Origin of the sequence: Psychrobacter pocilloporae (assembly GCF_029872915.1) — a bacterium.
Lineage (GTDB): Bacteria > Pseudomonadota > Gammaproteobacteria > Pseudomonadales > Moraxellaceae > Psychrobacter > Psychrobacter pacificensis.
Map to the genome: position 1 here is coordinate 1,290,727 of NZ_PGFT01000001.1, position 16,311 is coordinate 1,307,037.

Below are 16,311 nucleotides of genomic sequence, written 5' to 3' on the forward strand. Positions count from 1 at the left end.
CAGCATCAGCGCTGGCTTTTTATACTTAGATCATCGAGTTTAATACGATTTGTGATTAAAACTGTTTAACAAATGCAATGCCATATGCCCAAGGGCTGATATCGATTTCACCGATGTCACTGCCATCTAAAGTAGCATCTGTTTTGATGTCCATATAACGCGCATCGATACGGAAAGCTTCAGTTGGAGCGAAAGGAATGTCTAAACCGACATGACCAGCCACACCAACACTATCATCAAGATCTAAATCACCACCAGTAGAGATTCTTTCTTTAAAAAAGGTCGTATAGTTCACGCCAACACCAACGAATGGCTTGATATTCATTGGCATGTTGTCAGAGTCAAAGTGATATTGCACAGAAAGAGTTGGTGGTAAATGTTGGGTTTTACCTGTTAAAACTTGTGTGCCATCCGCACTGTTTAGATCAAAATCATGATGAAATGGAAGTGCTGCGAGTAGCTCAACACCGACATTGTTGGCAATGAAATACTCACCACTAATAGTTGGCTGTATATCGCCGTCAACATCAACAGACAAACCATTATCTAGAGTGCCATTATCACTTTTAGGGTCAACATAATGTGCACCAGCCGCAATAGACCAAGTGCCAGAAGGTACGGCAAAAGCAGTGGTCATGGTAAGGGCAGTGGCAGCGGCTAAAACTAGGGATTGTAGTTTCATGATTTGGTTCCTTAATATATTAAAAGGTTATCAGTGCTAATGAGGGATGACATTGCACACTGATACATAATGTTATAATGGATGATAAAGCGGTAACATTATGACTCCATTATAGTATAAAACCACAATTACTGTAAGGTTTTAATTGTGCTTTACTAAGTTTTATTTAATTATTTATAGTAAAGGCGATAACGGTATAATTATTTTGATTATTTAAAAAAATTGATTATTGTGAGGTAGGGTATAAGCCTGTTGTGATACTCTGAAAATAGGTAGATAAGAATTATAGTCAATCCATTAAAAAAGCGTTACAGCGTTAACCTCGCTTGAAGTATGACGTATACATCTGCACTCGGTTGCCTTGTACCACTCTTAAATTGGATCAACTATATATTGATTATTGCTAATGTCTAAACGGTAGAATTGGAAATAAATGGTGACGGCTTACTGAATTGATATTCATGATTTGATAAAAGGCGTACGTATTATGCTTGGTTATTGTAGCAACTCCCCACTACGTTGTAAGAACGCCCGTTCTACCAACATATTGAATCAGGTAGATTCTTGTTGCCCTGAGTGCCATTTATTTTTAGTACCTGCTCAAGACATCAGCCAGCAATTGCCCGCTGATGAGCAGTTTTTACGATTATCAGTAGTAGGCACCGCATTGGTGCTATTAATAGCAGTCTATCTTTATTATCTACATGGGACATAATATAGTCGAACCACTATTAAAGTGTTACCGCGTTAGACTCGTTTAGCCTACTACTGTAGTACTTGCACTCGTCTGCCTTGTACCACTTTTAATATTGATTGACTATAGCGGCTGCTGATGAACAGGCGATAAGCCAATGCCATGCTGGGTCATGTCAAATAGTTGATATTTTCGTATTGATCAAAGTGCATTGATAAAAGCGCATTGAATAAAGCGTGCGCTTTTGATGATAGAGCGCTTGAACACCTTGCAAGGCAGTTAATTTATTTTATTTATATAATACCGGTATTTCACCGAATAGGGACGGCATGCTACTCCAATCTATAAGGCGCTTACGTCATTTTGTTTATGATACGTTGCAAAATGATGAACATGACACTTTATTTAGCCGCTATATTGATTATTTTCTCATATTTTTGATTATGACCAATGTGGCAGCTGTGATTGCTGAGTCAGTTGACAGCTGGTACTACCCTTATCAAAATTATTTTACTTGGTTTGAAAACTTCTCTATTGTGGTCTTTTCTATTGAATATTTGCTGCGACTATGGAGTGTTGCTGAAGCCAAACCGGACAATACAACGTGGAAACAGCGTTGGGATTGGATCAGAAGTCCTTCCGCACTCATTGACTTGGTAGCCATTGTTCCAGCCTTCTTAAATTTCTTCGTCAATATTGATCTGCGTTTCTTACGTATTTTGCGTTTGTTCCGTATTCTCAAACTGACCCGCTATTTTGCGTCCATGCGTATCCTGCTAGTGGTCATCAGTAAAGAGCGCGGTTCGTTCCAAGCGGTTATTTTTATATTGATTATTATGATTGTGACTGCCTCGAGTGGCATTTATTTGGTCGAAAACCATGCGCAGCCAGAAGAGTTTGAGTCAATACCCAAGGCGATGTGGTGGGCTGTAGTAACGCTCACGACCGTGGGTTATGGAGATGTCACACCAATCACTAATGCTGGCAAGATATTGGGTGCTATTATTACGATATTGGGTGTGGGTTTGGCGGCACTGCCTGCAGGTATTCTGGCGACAGGTCTGGCAAATGAATTGGTACAACGCCGTGAAGAGCTGGAGCAGCATTTTCGTGAGCAGCTGATCGATAGTGATTTTGATTTGGTACAAAATCAGATGATGATTGACAAGATTCGCCGAGAGTTGGGACTGGATAAAGAGCAAGCACAAAATATTGTACTGCAAGTGCTACGTGAGCAAGAGCTTGAGCGGCGCGAAAAAGAAGTGGAGGTGCGTCAAAAGAATTTTTGCCCGCATTGCGGCGAGGTTTTATAGCTTAGTATCTATCAGGCAATCATAGAAATTTATGCTTAAGATTTCTAGAAACAAATATATTTGTCAGGAAACATAAAAGGGTACTGTGTGGTTGAGACGCAGTACCATTTTTAGATTTTATGATCGACTGACGCTATATTCCTTGAGGAATCGGTAGCGCCCTTGCCAATTCATGCGCAACTTCTTGCGCTGCATTCGATAGATCTTCAGCGCTCAGTGGTAAATTTTGTAGGGTTAAATGCCAGTCATCAACGGATCGGCGCAAATGAGCCACCCAAAGCGTTTTACAGTCGCGTGGGAGCTGTTTTAGGTTGACTTCAAAACAGCGGTTACCCTCATCATCACTCAAATGAATCTCACCTTTTTTGACCCTAGAGAGTGAGTGCCCGTGATAGGAGTTGGCAATCAAAGCGATATGAGTGATATGCAAGGGAATTTCTTCTAGCTCTAGTCTGATTTGTTCTTGATCAAGCGGAGCCAAATACATGGCTTGCTCTCCGCGATCCTTACCGTTTAGACTGTCTCCTTGGTGCTTGACGGACTCAGCTTTGTCACGTAATTGTTTGAACCAGACAATATCACTAATAATGCAATTGTCATCATATAAAACGCAAGCCAGATCGATATCTACCGCGCTTTTGTCCTTTTTAAAACGTTTAAACAACCCTTTTGGCTCGATCTTAGTAAATTCATAGTTGAGCGCAAAAAATAACGTTCCCGTATCCAAGCCCAGTCCTCTTAAACTGTCGGAAAGCAGCGGTGATGGGGCAGCGGTTGGCATAATATTCCTTTTTTAATTTTTAGTGGTTAACGATTAGTGTCATTCGAGTGTTATTCGTTGTTTGTCATTGCAGGTTGGTCCAATACCGCTTGATAAAGGAGTGCAGGCTTGGCGTCTAACAGTCCACTGCCAAAACCACGTAACCACCAAACCAGCTGTGAGGTCAAATTAACGGTCGCTTTTATTGTTAGGGTGTCGTCGTCGTTTGATGTGACGATTTGATCATCACTCAGCTTGCTTTCAGTCAGGCTTCTGCCTGCCTGTTGCGTAAATTGTAGCTCAACGGCTGTGTTTTTACCACGCTCAGCCAGCTCACCGAATAACGGATGACTAAAGCCCATGCTGCCTTCATCCAAATACGTATCGAGCTGAAAGTTATCTGGTGTCTGTGCTGCGCTCTCTAAAATCTCGACTCTATCAAATCGATGCAGCGCAAAAGTGCGGATGGTGGATTTTGGATCATCGGTACGAGTTGCCAGTAGATAAATAATCACGCCACGCTGGATAATGGCAATAGGATTTAGGGTGTATTCACTGGCCTCTGATTTATTGCTGCGTGTATAGCAGGCATTAATTTGCAGCTGATAAAACAATGCATGGTAAATGTTGTCTTTGCTATCTAAATCTATATCTGGGGCAATAAGTGGCTGGGTCGCAGGCTCGATACGTACACGGTCTATCCATGAATGCGTGACTTTACTGTTTTTGAGCTGTCGTCTTGCTAAATCAAACCACGGAAATAGCTCATCTAAAATCACAGGCGGCAATAGCTGAGTGAGATTGGCCTCGACCATATTAAAAGCAACTGCCTGTGAGAGGTTCATATGCGGCAAGCTTTGCAGCGGTGCATCTTCCTTCCAGCGCCAACCTTGTGGATTGGCGTTGTTTTTTTCGATAGGAAAGCGTCTGGCCAATGCGTTCAAATCACGTTGCACGGTACGCAGGCTGATGTCAAAACCGGCCATCATGAGCTGTTCATAAATATGAGTCGTACCTACCCAGCGATTGCGCTGTAGCTGTGACAGTACTTGCCATTGACGAGCCGTTGTCGCTGCCCCATAACGATTATCTTGGGTCTCTTTTAACACATCATTTTCTGCTGCCTCTATTGCAATTGCTTGCTCATCAGAATCTGACTGAGCTTGAAGGTTATTGGCATTAGTAGAATGTACAGTCATCAAAAAATACCCTTTATAAAGTCACAGGTTATTGTTCTACAGATTTTGGCTGGTTGTTTATCATCTCAGAAAAGTATCAAAGCGTCTAGGGACGTTCGTATACATTTAGACATCGTTTAGGCGCCGTCTAAGCGCCATTTAAACATGGTCTAGATACGTTCTAGTTATTCTTTTGGTGTGTTGTTATTGACACTTTAAGCTTTACTGTGCTCATGGTTATCAGTGACATCACTATCGCTATTTTCGCCTTTACGTTTTTGTTTTTCTATTTTGTCCTCTTTTTTTGGCGCTTAGCTTTGCGTTTTTTCTTCTCTTTCTTTTTTGACTTTTTATCATCTACCTCATCGTCGCCGTCTTGGTTCTCATCCCATAACATCAGACGATTTAGGACTTTGCCAAATAGGGTGTCTTTGCAGTAGCGACCTTTTTTATTCATGGTATCGATGGGTAAGCCTGTCATCAAGGTCAATGCTTCACTCAAGGTATAAACGCCATAAATATGGAAGTCGCCGTCTTTTACCGCAGCAATGATATCGTCGCGTAGCATGAGTTGTTTGACATTGGCCATTGGAATGACCACGCCTTGAGCGCCCGTCAACTCTTGCTCACGGCACGCATCAAAAAAGCCGGCGATTTTGGCATTGATACCACCAACTGCTTGTACTTCGCCCAGCTGATTCATAGAACCAGTAATGGCAAAGGATTGATCAATAGGGACATTTGCTAAAGCGGATAGTAGCGCACAACCTTCGCTAACGGTGGCACTATCACCATCGATATGGGCGTAGCTTTGTTCAAACGCGAGCGAAGCACTAAAATTTAGCGCATGGTGTTGGCTAAATAACGCACGCAAATAACTGGTCATGATTAGCATCCCTTTAGCGTGCAAGCTACCACCCAAGTCTACATCGCGCTCGATATCAAGGATTTCACCTGCGCCAATATTGGGTTGAATGACCGCAGTGAGGCGCGCTGGCATGCCAAACTCACTATCGGCATAGCTGACGACGGTCAGGGCGTTGACCTGCCCAACTGCACTGCCTTGGGTTTGAATCAGCTGCTGGCCGTTTTTGAGTTCGTCCCAGTATAGATCGCGCAAATATCCTGAGCGCTCATCCATGTCGTCAATTGCCTGAGTGACATGATCTGCTGTCACCATTGTCTCATCATTTAAACGAGCGTGACGGTTTGATTCATGCAACAGTTTAATCAACAAATCACTGTGTAGGCTTAAACGGTCTTGCTCTTCAGCTTGCAAGCTTAAATGCTCAAGCAACGTGGCTTGCGCGCTACTATCGAATGGATAGAGATTAGCATAATCGATGATGTCTGCCATTTTCGCTACCAGTGCCAATTCATGCTCGCTGGTGCGCGTCACATCATCATGAAAGTCCGCGCGAACTTTAAACACTGCATCAAACTCAGGCTCAAGCTCAAGCAGCTCATAATATAAGTCTGCTTCACCTAATAAGATCACTTTGATATCAAGATCAATGGGCGCTGGTGATAAAGACAAGCTACCTGTTAGCGTGAGCATTTGCTCAAGGCTTGAGAGCTTAATTTTGCGTGACTGTAGCGCGCGCTTTAGACCTTGCCATGCATAAGGATGCTCAAGTAAATGGCTGGCTTCTAGCAGCAGATAGCCGCCATTGGCACGGTGTAGGGCACCTGCGCGAATCATACTGACATCAGTCGTTACGGTTCCTAATTGAGTGATTTGCTCAACATGACCCAATAAGTTTAGATGGGTTGGTAAGTCTTCAAAGACAACAGGCGCGCCACTGTCTGGTGCGTGACTGACAATGACATTGACCGCGTAACGGCTGGGTGTTGTGGTCAATACAGCCGTCACAAACTCTTCATCATCGCCGTTAACGATACGCTCTACATGAGTAACCATATCGGCAAATATGGCTTTGAGATAGTCAACCACAAGTGGGTGCGTGGCAAATTGCTCATAAACAGGCGCGAACAAAGGCTGTAGTGCACGGCGCGCGATACTGCGATGCAGTGATTCTATCGCATCGTTGGCTTCGTCTTCTAACTGCTCCAACGCAATGGTTAGCTGACTGAGGCGCTTTTGCATATGGTTTTTTTGGACAAAGTTATTTAACTCAGCCTCGTACTCACTGTTACCATACTCAGAATTTTGAGCGTTGTTTTGATCCTCATCATGGTTAGTCTTATCGTTGCTCAATATATTGACTTTTTCGTTATCATTTATTGGTGATAAATTTTCACTGTTACTAGATGGTTCTGAAGCCTTTACAGGGTCGCTACTACTGTCTGTCGTCAGCTGACTGGGATGGACAAAAACTGCCTTGTTATCAAATGAGCGAAACGTTAAGGCGAGGTCATACTGTTTGCCCTCAGCGTTTAGCGCGTCGTAAGCATGACTCTCTTTTTGATGCGTATTATTTTTAATCGCTTCGATTTTACTTTGGTATTGATCACTACGAAAGCGTTGGCTTAGTCGCTTTTTTGCCTGTTGCCACAAGTTATTGACCTGCTGTTGTAGCAAGGCGGCTTGCCCTGCAGGTAGACGTAGAGCCTGTGGCGTACGCGGATCGGTAAAATTGTGCACATAAACCCAATCATCTGGCGTTGGTGCGTCGGCGGCAATACGGGCCAACAGGCGACTGATGACAGTACGCTTACCCAAGCCGTTCTCGCCAGCAGCAAACACATGATAGCCACTTGCTTTGATGTCTAGCGCTGTGTGCAGGGCTTTGAGCGCACGCTTTTGACCAAAACCCACATCTAAGTCGGGCGCAGTACGTGTGTCGGTAGGCAGCTCATCAGGGTCGCTATAGCGTTTTAGTTGCTCAGCCGAAATACGGCAGCTTTTTTGAACCTCAGTAAAAATAGGATTTGGGGCGTTAGATATTACTGGTTTATCGTCTTGTGAGTCAGCGGTAGGTGGTACCATATTATTAGCGTCTTTTGATATTTGAGATATAGGGGTATAAGGTTGTTCGGTCATAGGTTTTTGAGAGATCGTTTTAAAGGTATTGAAAGAGTATGAGGGATAATATATTTATTTTAGTCATGCGCGCATTGAATTTTTTATAATTAATAGTGACATCTTACAAGACATAGTCGCATTTTAGCGAAGTCATTAAGCGCAGTTTGTCTCATATTTACAGGAATCTTTGATCATGATAAACGAAAAATAAAGAAACTAGGCAAGGCGTTTTATGCTGTTAACGCAGAATAACGCGTCATGAACGGTGCAGATAGTATAAGATGTCCCACATTGGCGCAATCTGCAACTATTCAATGAGCAGACTGCATGATAAAATAGGCGGTTCACATGTCAAAACTGGATAACTCGTTGTATGTCAGCTTCCGCTAAAACCTCTTCGTCGTCTACTAGCACGGGTAATATCAATATTGATCCGACTGGCTTTGTGAAGCTTGGCTCACAATTGCCAAAGCTGGCCAGTATCTTAGCACAAGCCGTAAGTGAGCTAAGTCTATCACTAAGTGAGAAACAGCAGCGCACGTTATTATTATACTTAGACCAGCTTTTGTTGTGGAATAAAGCGTATAATCTGACCGCCATCACCGATCCAGAAGAAGCGCTGATCAAACATGTGATTGATTGCTTGTCTATTATAACGCATTTGCCGACAGGGTCGCTGCTTGATATCGGTACAGGTGCAGGGTTGCCTGCGGTGATTATTGCGATTTGTCAGCCTGAGCGCCCGTGTACAGCCCTTGATAGTAATCAAAAAAAGATTCGCTTTATTAAGCAGATCAGCAGTGAGCTTGGCTTACGTAATATGCAACCGATCGCTTCGCGTATCGAAGCGCACGAAGCCAGCTATGATGTGGTGACGTCTAGAGCGTTTGCCAGTTTGATAGATTTTGTTGAAGTAGCGCAGCCAAGATTGGCAGATGACGGTTATTTGTGTGCTATGAAAGGCAAAGCGCCAAGCGATGAAGAGCTACAAGCGCTTGATAGTGATTGGCACATTAAGACGATTAAGCTGACAGTGCCGCGTCTGCATGATAGTCGTCATTTGATTGAAATGTCTGCTAAAAATGCCTGAAAGGTAGATACTTCCCAGTCATGAAACAGCAGTCGTTTTTTGTGAAACGCAGTTTACGTTTGTACCTAAATGGCATAGTATTTAAAAGGCACTGAAAATATACAAATGAAAATTGGGTAACTTATAAAAGAATTTTTTTATAAATGGCTGTCCTTTATGAGGCGCTGATTTAGTAGCACTGCATAAGCATATAAGATTGAGCGGCAAATAAATTAAAAGAAAAAGTCAGTAACAGACCTTAATAAAATTGAGTGAGTGTATGGAAATCATAGCAATTGCGAATCAAAAAGGCGGCGTGGGCAAAACCACGACGGCGGTAAACTTGACCGCCAGTTTAGCTGCTAAGCGCAAGCACGTACTACTGATTGACTTAGACCCACAGGGCAATGCAACCAGCGGTACGGGTGTCGACAAAAACGAGCTGACGCTTACCATAGCCGATGTTTTACTAGATGGTGTAGCGCTGTCAGAAGCCATTGTGACCAGTCCGGCAGGGTTTGATGTGATCGGTGCCAATCGTGATTTGGCTGGTATGGACGTCACGTTGATGAGTAAAACGGACAGTCACGAGCTGTTCAAAACGGCGATGAAAAATCTGGTTGATGCGCAGACATCCTCGCAACAGCCGCCATACGATTACGTGATTATAGACTGTGCACCCAGTTTGAACCTACTAACGATTAATGCCTTGGTTGCAACTGATAGTGTGATTATCCCAATGCAGTGCGAATATTATGCATTAGAGGGTTTAGCAGATTTATCACAGACGATTGAGCGTCTCACTGAATTAAACCCTAATTTATACATTCGCGGTGTTGTGAGAACGCTGTTTGATGCGCGTAACACGCTTGCCCGCGATGTGTCTGCTGAATTAGAAGCGCACTTTGGCGATATTATGTATAAGACTCATATTCCAAGAAATATTCGCTTGGCAGAAGCACCTGCCCATGGTCTGCCAGTGATTGCTTATGATAGATGGTCAAAAGGCGCGCGCGCCTATCAAAAACTGGCCACTGAAGTGATGAAGCAAAGTAGCTAGTTTTTCTATAAAAGCTTTCGAACAATAAAGCACTTAACATTGTATTTAGTAAGCCGCAGCAGTAATCAATTGACTTTTATTTTAGCGTTAGAGGATAGGTAATCATGGCGAAGAAAAGAGGGTTGGCTGCCAATCGAGGCTTAGACGCCTTATTAGGGTCAATCAAGAAAGAAAAACAAATCACCGCCTCTGCCTTGCAAGATGATATGGCTGCACGCGATATGGCCGTGCCAGCTGAAACGCTAGATACCAACATGCCTGTGAAAACTGCACCCGTCGATGCGGCTGCGTCCAAAGCCAGTAAAAAATCGGCGGCAAAATCCGCTGACAACCACACTACTGTCATTAATAGTACTCGTTCATCACGTGTGACAAGCAAGACGGCTATCAACAAAACGCGTGGTAATAGCACAGACGTAAACGCTTCAGAGGATCAAATCAGCCTCGTGCAGATCGATGTCACGCGTCTACAAGCAGGTAAGTATCAACCGCGCCGTGACATGAGTGAAACGGCACTGGCAGAACTGGCATCTTCTATTGAGCAGCATGGCGTGATGCAGCCCATCGTTATTCGCCCATTGCTCGCCAATGAAGATAAGAGTGAGGCATTTGTCACTCATGAAATTATCGCTGGCGAACGTCGCTGGCGCGCGGCAAAAATGGCGGGCAAGTCGGTTATTCCAGCGATTGAGCGTGCGTTATCTGATGAGCTTGCTATTGCACTGGCCTTAATTGAAAATATCCAGCGTGAAGATTTATCTGTGATCGAGCAGGCAGCTGCGTTGCAGCGCTTTCATACAGAGTTTGGTATGAGCCATGCGATGATTGCTGAAGTGGTGGGCAAGGCGCGTACAACGGTATCGAATTTACTACGCCTAAATCAATTGCATGATACGGTAAAAGATCATTTGGCAAATAGCGCACTAGACATGGGTCACGCTCGAACGCTTTTAGCATTGTCTTCTGAGCAGCAGCCAATCATTGCACAAAAAATCATCGATGGCGGTATGACGGTGCGAGAAGCTGAAAAGCTGGTCAAATCGATCTTGCACCCTGCGCCCAAAACCAACCGTGTCGAACAAGCACAGTCTCGTGACGAAGAGCGTCTCACGCAAAGATTGACAGATATGTTGGGTGCTGAAGTCAAGCTTAAGCACAAAAAAGACGGGCAGGGTAGTGTTGAGATCTTTTTTCACAGTCAAGACCAGTTAGCTGCTTTGATTAAACACATAGAAGCACAGGCTTAAGACAATACGCAAGCTAGTAGGACTGATTTATTAGTAACGACTATTTACGTATAAATCCATCTACGTAATAACTGTTTTTAAAAATATGGAAGAGAGCAAATATGTGGGAGTTAGTAAAGGCAGGCGGCTGGCTAATGACACCTATTGTCGTCTGCTCTATATTGGCATTGGTTATCATTATTGAGCGTAGTCATACATTGCAATTTAGCAAGACTGTGCCTAGCAGACTGCGTGAGCAGCTCATCACTCGCCTACGCGAAAATGGCGATATCGGCCGTACACAATTGATGAATGTCAAAGAGAAGACAGCGCTTGGTGATATTTTGGCAACGGGGCTGCTCTATCGTCAGTACGGCCTAGAGTCTATGACCATGCATATGCAAAATCGTGCTAGCGTACAAGTCCACCAGCTAGAAAAAAATATCAATATGTTGGGTACAATTGGTGCCATTGCGCCATTGCTTGGATTATTAGGTACGGTATTAGGTATTATTTCTTCATTCTTAGCGATTACTGATGGTGCGATGCAAGATCCAACAATGCTTGCTGCTGGTGTCTCACAAGCACTAATTACCACGGCTGCTGGTATGATCGTCGCCATCCCAGCGCTTGTCGCGTATCGATACTTTCAGCGGCGTATCATCGACATCAATGCACAGTTCGAGACTCAAGCAGGGCTGATGATTCAAGAGCTATACGACTACCAATTGCTCGACAATACTTACGTAGCGGCACCTGCTAATAGTATGACTACTATTGATGAGCGTGCTACTGATCGATTAGATGTAGATAAAAGCAATATGGCGACAATATAATTGTCATAGTTTTGATCCTGAGTTTGATGCTCAAAGTACGTTCGTAATAGCAGGTAAGTAGAAGAGATTCATATGCGCTTTAGAAAACCGACTGTTGAGCCGCTTGAAATTAATCTGACGCCCATGATTGATTGCTTATTGTTTTTAATCGTCTTTTTACTACTGGCTACTTCTTTTAATCATTTTAGTCGTTTAAATATTATCCTTCCTGAAGCAGAAGGTGTGGCGCAGACAGAGCAAAAAAATAGTATAGAAGTAGCTGTACAAGAAGATGGCAGTTATTTGGTGAATGGTATTACGCTTGCTAGTAGTAACGAGGCTGAACTGACCAGCATGTTGCAGCAAGAAGCAGGAAGCAATCGCGATATGCTATTTGTCATCGCAGCGGATGCCAACGCTACCCATCAATCTGTCGTACGGGTGATGGATGTTGCTGGTAAACTCGGATTTTTGAACTTAAATATCAGCACCGTTGTCCCACTTGGTCAAACTTTGCCGCAATAATATTTGCCGCATCATTACTATAAACTGTGTATCAAGCACAGCCCATTCATGTCATGACACCTACATTGAGGCTTTTATGAGCCAAGCTTATACACCTGACTCTACAAAACCTTCTGCTAAAAAACCTTCAGCAGCCCCGTCTAATCCGCCAAAAAGTAAAACTTTACTGCGTCTATTAAAATATCTAAAACCGTATTGGTGGGCTTTGCTACTGACTGTTTTGGGCTTTGCTATCAACGCAGGAACTGAGATTTGGATTGCCAAGCTGTTGCAATACATTACTGATGCCATTAACCAAAGTGATCGAAGCAAACAGGCATTATTTCCATTACTCATCATTGCGCTATTTTTCGTACGCGGTTTGGGCAGTTTTTTGGGTAACTATTACTCGGCTTTGGTCTCACGTAATTTGGTTTATGAGCTGCGGGTCGAGGTTTTTAATAAACTACTGCGCTTGCCAAGTTCATTCTATTTGGCCAATCCTGCTGGTACGATCTCATCCAAGTTGATATTTGATGTTGAGCAAGTCACTGCTGCCAGTACAGACTCAATGAAGACCTTGCTGCGTGATGGTTTGACGGTTGTGGCATTGATAGGGTTTTTGCTTTATAGCAACTGGCGCTTGACTCTAATCCTATTTGTCGTATTGCCACCAATACTATGGCTCATTCGCATTGCCTCCAAGCGTTATCTTAAGCTCTCTAAAGGTATCCAAAAAACGATGGGTAGTGTCAGTCATATTACCAATGAGGTCATCAGTGGCTATCAGGTGGTAAAGAATTATGGCGGACAAGCATATGAAGCCGAGCGCTTTGATAAGACTTCAAAAAAGAACTTACGTCAAGGCATGAAGGTGGTCGTCACCAATAGCATCAATACCCCAGCAGTACAGCTGCTGATGGCGATAGCGATGTCGGTGGTGGTATGGCTTGCATTGAGACCTTCAGTTATTAGCGGTATTTCAGCAGGAGAGTTTATCTCTTATATTGCGGCAGCTGGTCTGCTCAGTAAGCCCGTCCGTTCATTGACTGATGTCAATCAAAAACTGCAAAAAGGCATTGCTGCTGGTGAGTCGATTTTTGCATTACTTGATGAGCCAGAAGAGGAAGACACAGGCACTATCAGCAAGGCGTTATCTGGTCAGATGTCTTTGGATAATATCAGTTTGGTATATCCAGATTCGACAGTTGCTCTACGTGATTTTACGTTAAATATAAAAGCAGGCGAGACGGTTGCATTGGTAGGACGAAGCGGAGCAGGCAAGTCCTCCTTGGTTAATCTCTTAACGCGTACTTTAGAAACCTCTTCAGGACAAATTACCTTAGATGGTGTGCCGATAGACCAGATTAAGCTAGAGAGCTTGCGCGCACAAATTGCGATGGTGAATCAGCAGGTTGTACTATTTAATACCACAGTATTTAATAACATTGCTTATGGGGGATTGGCCAACAAGAGCCAAGCTGAGGTCGAGGAGGCTGCAAAAGCGGCTTTCGCGCATGACTTTATCATGAAAATGCCAAACGGCTATCAAAGCGAGATTGGGGCCGAAGGGCTCCAGCTGTCTGGCGGCCAGCGTCAACGACTATCTATTGCTCGCGCGTTGTTAAAAGATGCGCCGATTCTGATTTTGGATGAAGCCACCAGTGCGCTTGATAATGAGTCAGAGTATTATATTCAGCAAGCGCTCGATAACGTCATGAAAAACCGTACGACGCTAGTGATTGCGCACCGCTTAACGACTATTGAATCTGCGGATCGTATTGCTGTGATGGATGGTGGTCAGATAGTTGAGCTTGGTACCCATAATGAGCTGATGCAGCTGCAAGGCCATTATGCGCAAATGTATGCTCGAGACTTTGAGTAGAATAGATTTATTTGATAAAGCGTCAACGCCTAAGCAGCGAATCGATAGGATACATGGCAATTATTTATGAGTATTGAGACGATAATTACTAATGCATGGCAACGTAAGGCCGCTTGGTTATGGCTGTTGCTACCTATTAGCTGGCTTTATGGACTGATCACCTTGCTTCGTCGTCACGCTTATAAAGTTGGGCTGCTATCAAGTTATCGCGCACCTATACCCGTCATGGTCATTGGTAATATCAGTGTGGGTGGTAGCGGCAAAACACCGTTAATTATCGCCTTGGTCAATCACTTGCAAAAACGAGGCATAAAAGTCGGCGTCATCAGCCGCGGTTATGGTGGTGATACGAGCCAAATGCCAGCATTGGTCAATGCCACCAGTTTGCCTAACGTAGTAGGCGACGAGCCATGTTTGATTGTTCATATGACAGGCGTTGCCATGGCAGTATGCCCGAATCGTCAGCAAGCAATTACTACCTTGTTGGATGCTGAACCTGATTTGCAATTGATTATCGCTGACGATGGTTTGCAACATTATGCGCTCAAGCGGGATATAGAGTGGATTGTGGTAGATGCCGCGCGAGGGTTTGGTAATGAGCAATTATTACCAACCGGATTTTTGCGTGAGCCAATGTCACGACTAGAAGGTGCTCATGTGATTTATCATGACAAGCCAAAAACAGACTTGTCGCATTATCATGAAAGCAGTAAAAATTCACACCCTCCTGAGCGCTTGAGCATGCATTTGCAAGCTGATGAATTGCAACATCTATGGAGTCCTCAATCACCTATTAAGCAAATAGATAATGTCGTTCCTGCCAGCAATAGTAGAGTACACGCAGTCAGTGGTATCGGCTACCCACAGCGTTTTTTTGATACGTTGGAGTCTCTTGGTTTTGACGTGATAGGGCATCCTTATCCTGATCACTATGACTTTAGTTTGGCTGAGCTTTTACAATACAGCGATTATCCTATCGTCGTTACCAGTAAAGATGCGGTAAAAATAAAAGCATTGCTGTCAGACTATACGGCGGAGCAAGCATCAAGTGATGAGTATGCACAGCTCGTTAGCAGGTTGTGGGTTTTGCCTGTGACGGCCGTATTATCCGATAACTGTTATGATAATCTAAACCAGCAATTAAAAGCTTTGGGTATTGAGGCTGACTCTGATGTTGGTACAAAAACGCCATCATAGATAATAGTCAATACGTCAAACTGACACAATTTTTAGGAATAAACCATGTCGCTTGTCACCACACCTGCCAAAACCCATATTGTGATTCCTGCACGCTTTAAGAGCACACGGTTACCCGGTAAGCCATTATTGAGCATTCATGGCAAACCGATGATACTTTGGGTGGCTGAAAAGGCAAAAACAGCAACCTTTGCTGACGATATGTGTATTGCAACTGATGATGAGCAAATTGCAAAGGTCTGTATCGATGCCGGTTTTGATGTTGTGATGACAAGTAGCGAGCATGCTTCAGGCACTGACCGCTTGGCGGAAGTGGCGGCTATCAAAGGCTGGGCTGATCATGATATTGTGGTCAATATGCAGGGTGATGAACCTCTTGTGCCGCCCTTACTGCTTGAGCAAGTGCAGGCGCTTTTGGTAGCGGATGAGGCCAGCGTCATGGCGACACTCTGTGAGCCTATCGATGATTACGATACATTCCAGCGACCTTCTGTGGTAAAAGTGGTCAGCCAACATACGAATAATTTGCAGCGCGCGCTTTATTTTAGTCGAGCACCGATTCCTTGTGATCGTGATGTCGTATTGGCGGATGACAATCAAAGACAGCCACCGAAGAACGCATATCGTCATTTGGGTTTATATGCTTACCGCGTTAGTTTATTACAGCAGTTTGTTGCATGGCCACAGACGCCACTTGAGCAGCTTGAAAGCCTAGAGCAGCTACGAGTGCTAGAAAACGGTAAGCTTATCGCCATTGCAGAAGCTGCTTGTCAACTGCCGGCTGGTGTCGATACCCAAGAGGATCTAGACCGTTTAAATGCCATGAGCTTGGCTGATTTTCAAAACCCCGCTAAATAATGGTTTGAGCAAGCGCTCGCACATTATCCAGAGTATCGTTAGCGTGCCGCATCCTAAATATCTAAAAACGTGATAGAGCCATTG

At 43.9% G+C, this 16,311-nt stretch carries 14 protein-coding genes; 10 read left to right on the forward strand and 4 right to left on the reverse strand.

The window, feature by feature from the left end; genetic code table 11:
* Positions 1–55 precede the first annotated feature (55 nt).
* Positions 56–682 carry an OmpW/AlkL family protein gene (locus tag CUR83_RS05630; protein WP_212563655.1) on the reverse strand — a complete coding sequence of 209 codons (627 nt, stop codon included), beginning with the start codon at positions 680–682 and terminating at the stop codon, positions 56–58.
* A 487-nt stretch (positions 683–1,169) separates the two neighbouring features.
* Between CUR83_RS05630 and CUR83_RS05635 the strand changes: the two genes are divergently transcribed.
* On the forward strand, positions 1,170–1,397 hold the full coding sequence (locus tag CUR83_RS05635) for a hypothetical protein (protein ID WP_143007428.1): 228 nt from the start codon (positions 1,170–1,172) through the stop codon (positions 1,395–1,397).
* Positions 1,398–1,705: 308 nt separating this feature from the next.
* Positions 1,706–2,689 carry an ion transporter gene (locus CUR83_RS05640; RefSeq protein ID WP_212563654.1) on the forward strand — a complete coding sequence of 328 codons (984 nt, stop codon included), beginning with the start codon at positions 1,706–1,708 and terminating at the stop codon, positions 2,687–2,689.
* A 133-nt stretch (positions 2,690–2,822) separates the two neighbouring features.
* Here the strand turns inward: CUR83_RS05640 and CUR83_RS05645 are convergent, their stop codons facing one another.
* The 3 genes from CUR83_RS05645 to CUR83_RS05655 form a co-directional block, all read right to left on the reverse strand.
* The gene (locus CUR83_RS05645) at positions 2,823–3,470 is read right to left on the reverse strand and encodes a TerD family protein (RefSeq protein WP_284719274.1); all 648 of its coding nucleotides are present in this window, start codon (positions 3,468–3,470) and stop codon (positions 2,823–2,825) included.
* A gap of 50 nt (positions 3,471–3,520) precedes the next feature.
* Positions 3,521–4,648, reverse strand: a complete 1,128-nt coding sequence (locus CUR83_RS05650) for a helix-turn-helix transcriptional regulator (protein ID WP_284719275.1) — start codon at positions 4,646–4,648, stop codon at positions 3,521–3,523.
* Between the two features lie 265 nt (positions 4,649–4,913).
* Positions 4,914–7,577, reverse strand: coding sequence for an ATP-binding protein (locus CUR83_RS05655; RefSeq protein WP_284719276.1), 2,664 nt, complete (start codon positions 7,575–7,577; stop codon positions 4,914–4,916).
* Between the two features lie 409 nt (positions 7,578–7,986).
* On the opposite strand from CUR83_RS05655, the gene rsmG reads away from it, so the two are divergent.
* The 8 genes from rsmG to kdsB all read left to right on the forward strand — a co-directional run bounded on the left by rsmG (position 7,987) and on the right by kdsB (position 16,227).
* Positions 7,987–8,703 (forward strand): 16S rRNA (guanine(527)-N(7))-methyltransferase RsmG, encoded by a 717-nt coding sequence (gene rsmG / locus CUR83_RS05660; protein WP_284719277.1) that lies wholly within the window; start codon positions 7,987–7,989, stop codon positions 8,701–8,703.
* A 259-nt stretch (positions 8,704–8,962) separates the two neighbouring features.
* Positions 8,963–9,742 (forward strand): ParA family protein, encoded by a 780-nt coding sequence (locus tag CUR83_RS05665; protein ID WP_284719278.1) that lies wholly within the window; start codon positions 8,963–8,965, stop codon positions 9,740–9,742.
* 104 nt (positions 9,743–9,846) lie between these two features.
* Positions 9,847–10,989 (forward strand): ParB/RepB/Spo0J family partition protein, encoded by a 1,143-nt coding sequence (locus CUR83_RS05670; protein WP_284719279.1) that lies wholly within the window; start codon positions 9,847–9,849, stop codon positions 10,987–10,989.
* A 101-nt stretch (positions 10,990–11,090) separates the two neighbouring features.
* Positions 11,091–11,804, forward strand: a complete 714-nt coding sequence (locus tag CUR83_RS05675; protein ID WP_071001354.1) for a MotA/TolQ/ExbB proton channel family protein — start codon at positions 11,091–11,093, stop codon at positions 11,802–11,804.
* A gap of 72 nt (positions 11,805–11,876) precedes the next feature.
* Positions 11,877–12,308: an ExbD/TolR family protein gene (locus CUR83_RS05680; protein WP_058024949.1), complete on the forward strand. Its 432-nt coding sequence runs from the start codon at positions 11,877–11,879 to the stop codon at positions 12,306–12,308.
* Between the two features lie 76 nt (positions 12,309–12,384).
* Positions 12,385–14,172, forward strand: coding sequence for a lipid A export permease/ATP-binding protein MsbA (gene msbA / locus CUR83_RS05685; RefSeq protein WP_071001355.1), 1,788 nt, complete (start codon positions 12,385–12,387; stop codon positions 14,170–14,172).
* A gap of 66 nt (positions 14,173–14,238) precedes the next feature.
* Positions 14,239–15,369, forward strand: coding sequence for a tetraacyldisaccharide 4'-kinase (lpxK, locus tag CUR83_RS05690; RefSeq protein ID WP_071001356.1), 1,131 nt, complete (start codon positions 14,239–14,241; stop codon positions 15,367–15,369).
* Between the two features lie 45 nt (positions 15,370–15,414).
* A complete protein-coding gene (gene kdsB, locus CUR83_RS05695) occupies positions 15,415–16,227 on the forward strand; it encodes a 3-deoxy-manno-octulosonate cytidylyltransferase (RefSeq protein ID WP_284719280.1) in 813 nt (270 codons plus the stop codon).
* The last annotated feature ends 84 nt before the right edge of the window (positions 16,228–16,311 follow it).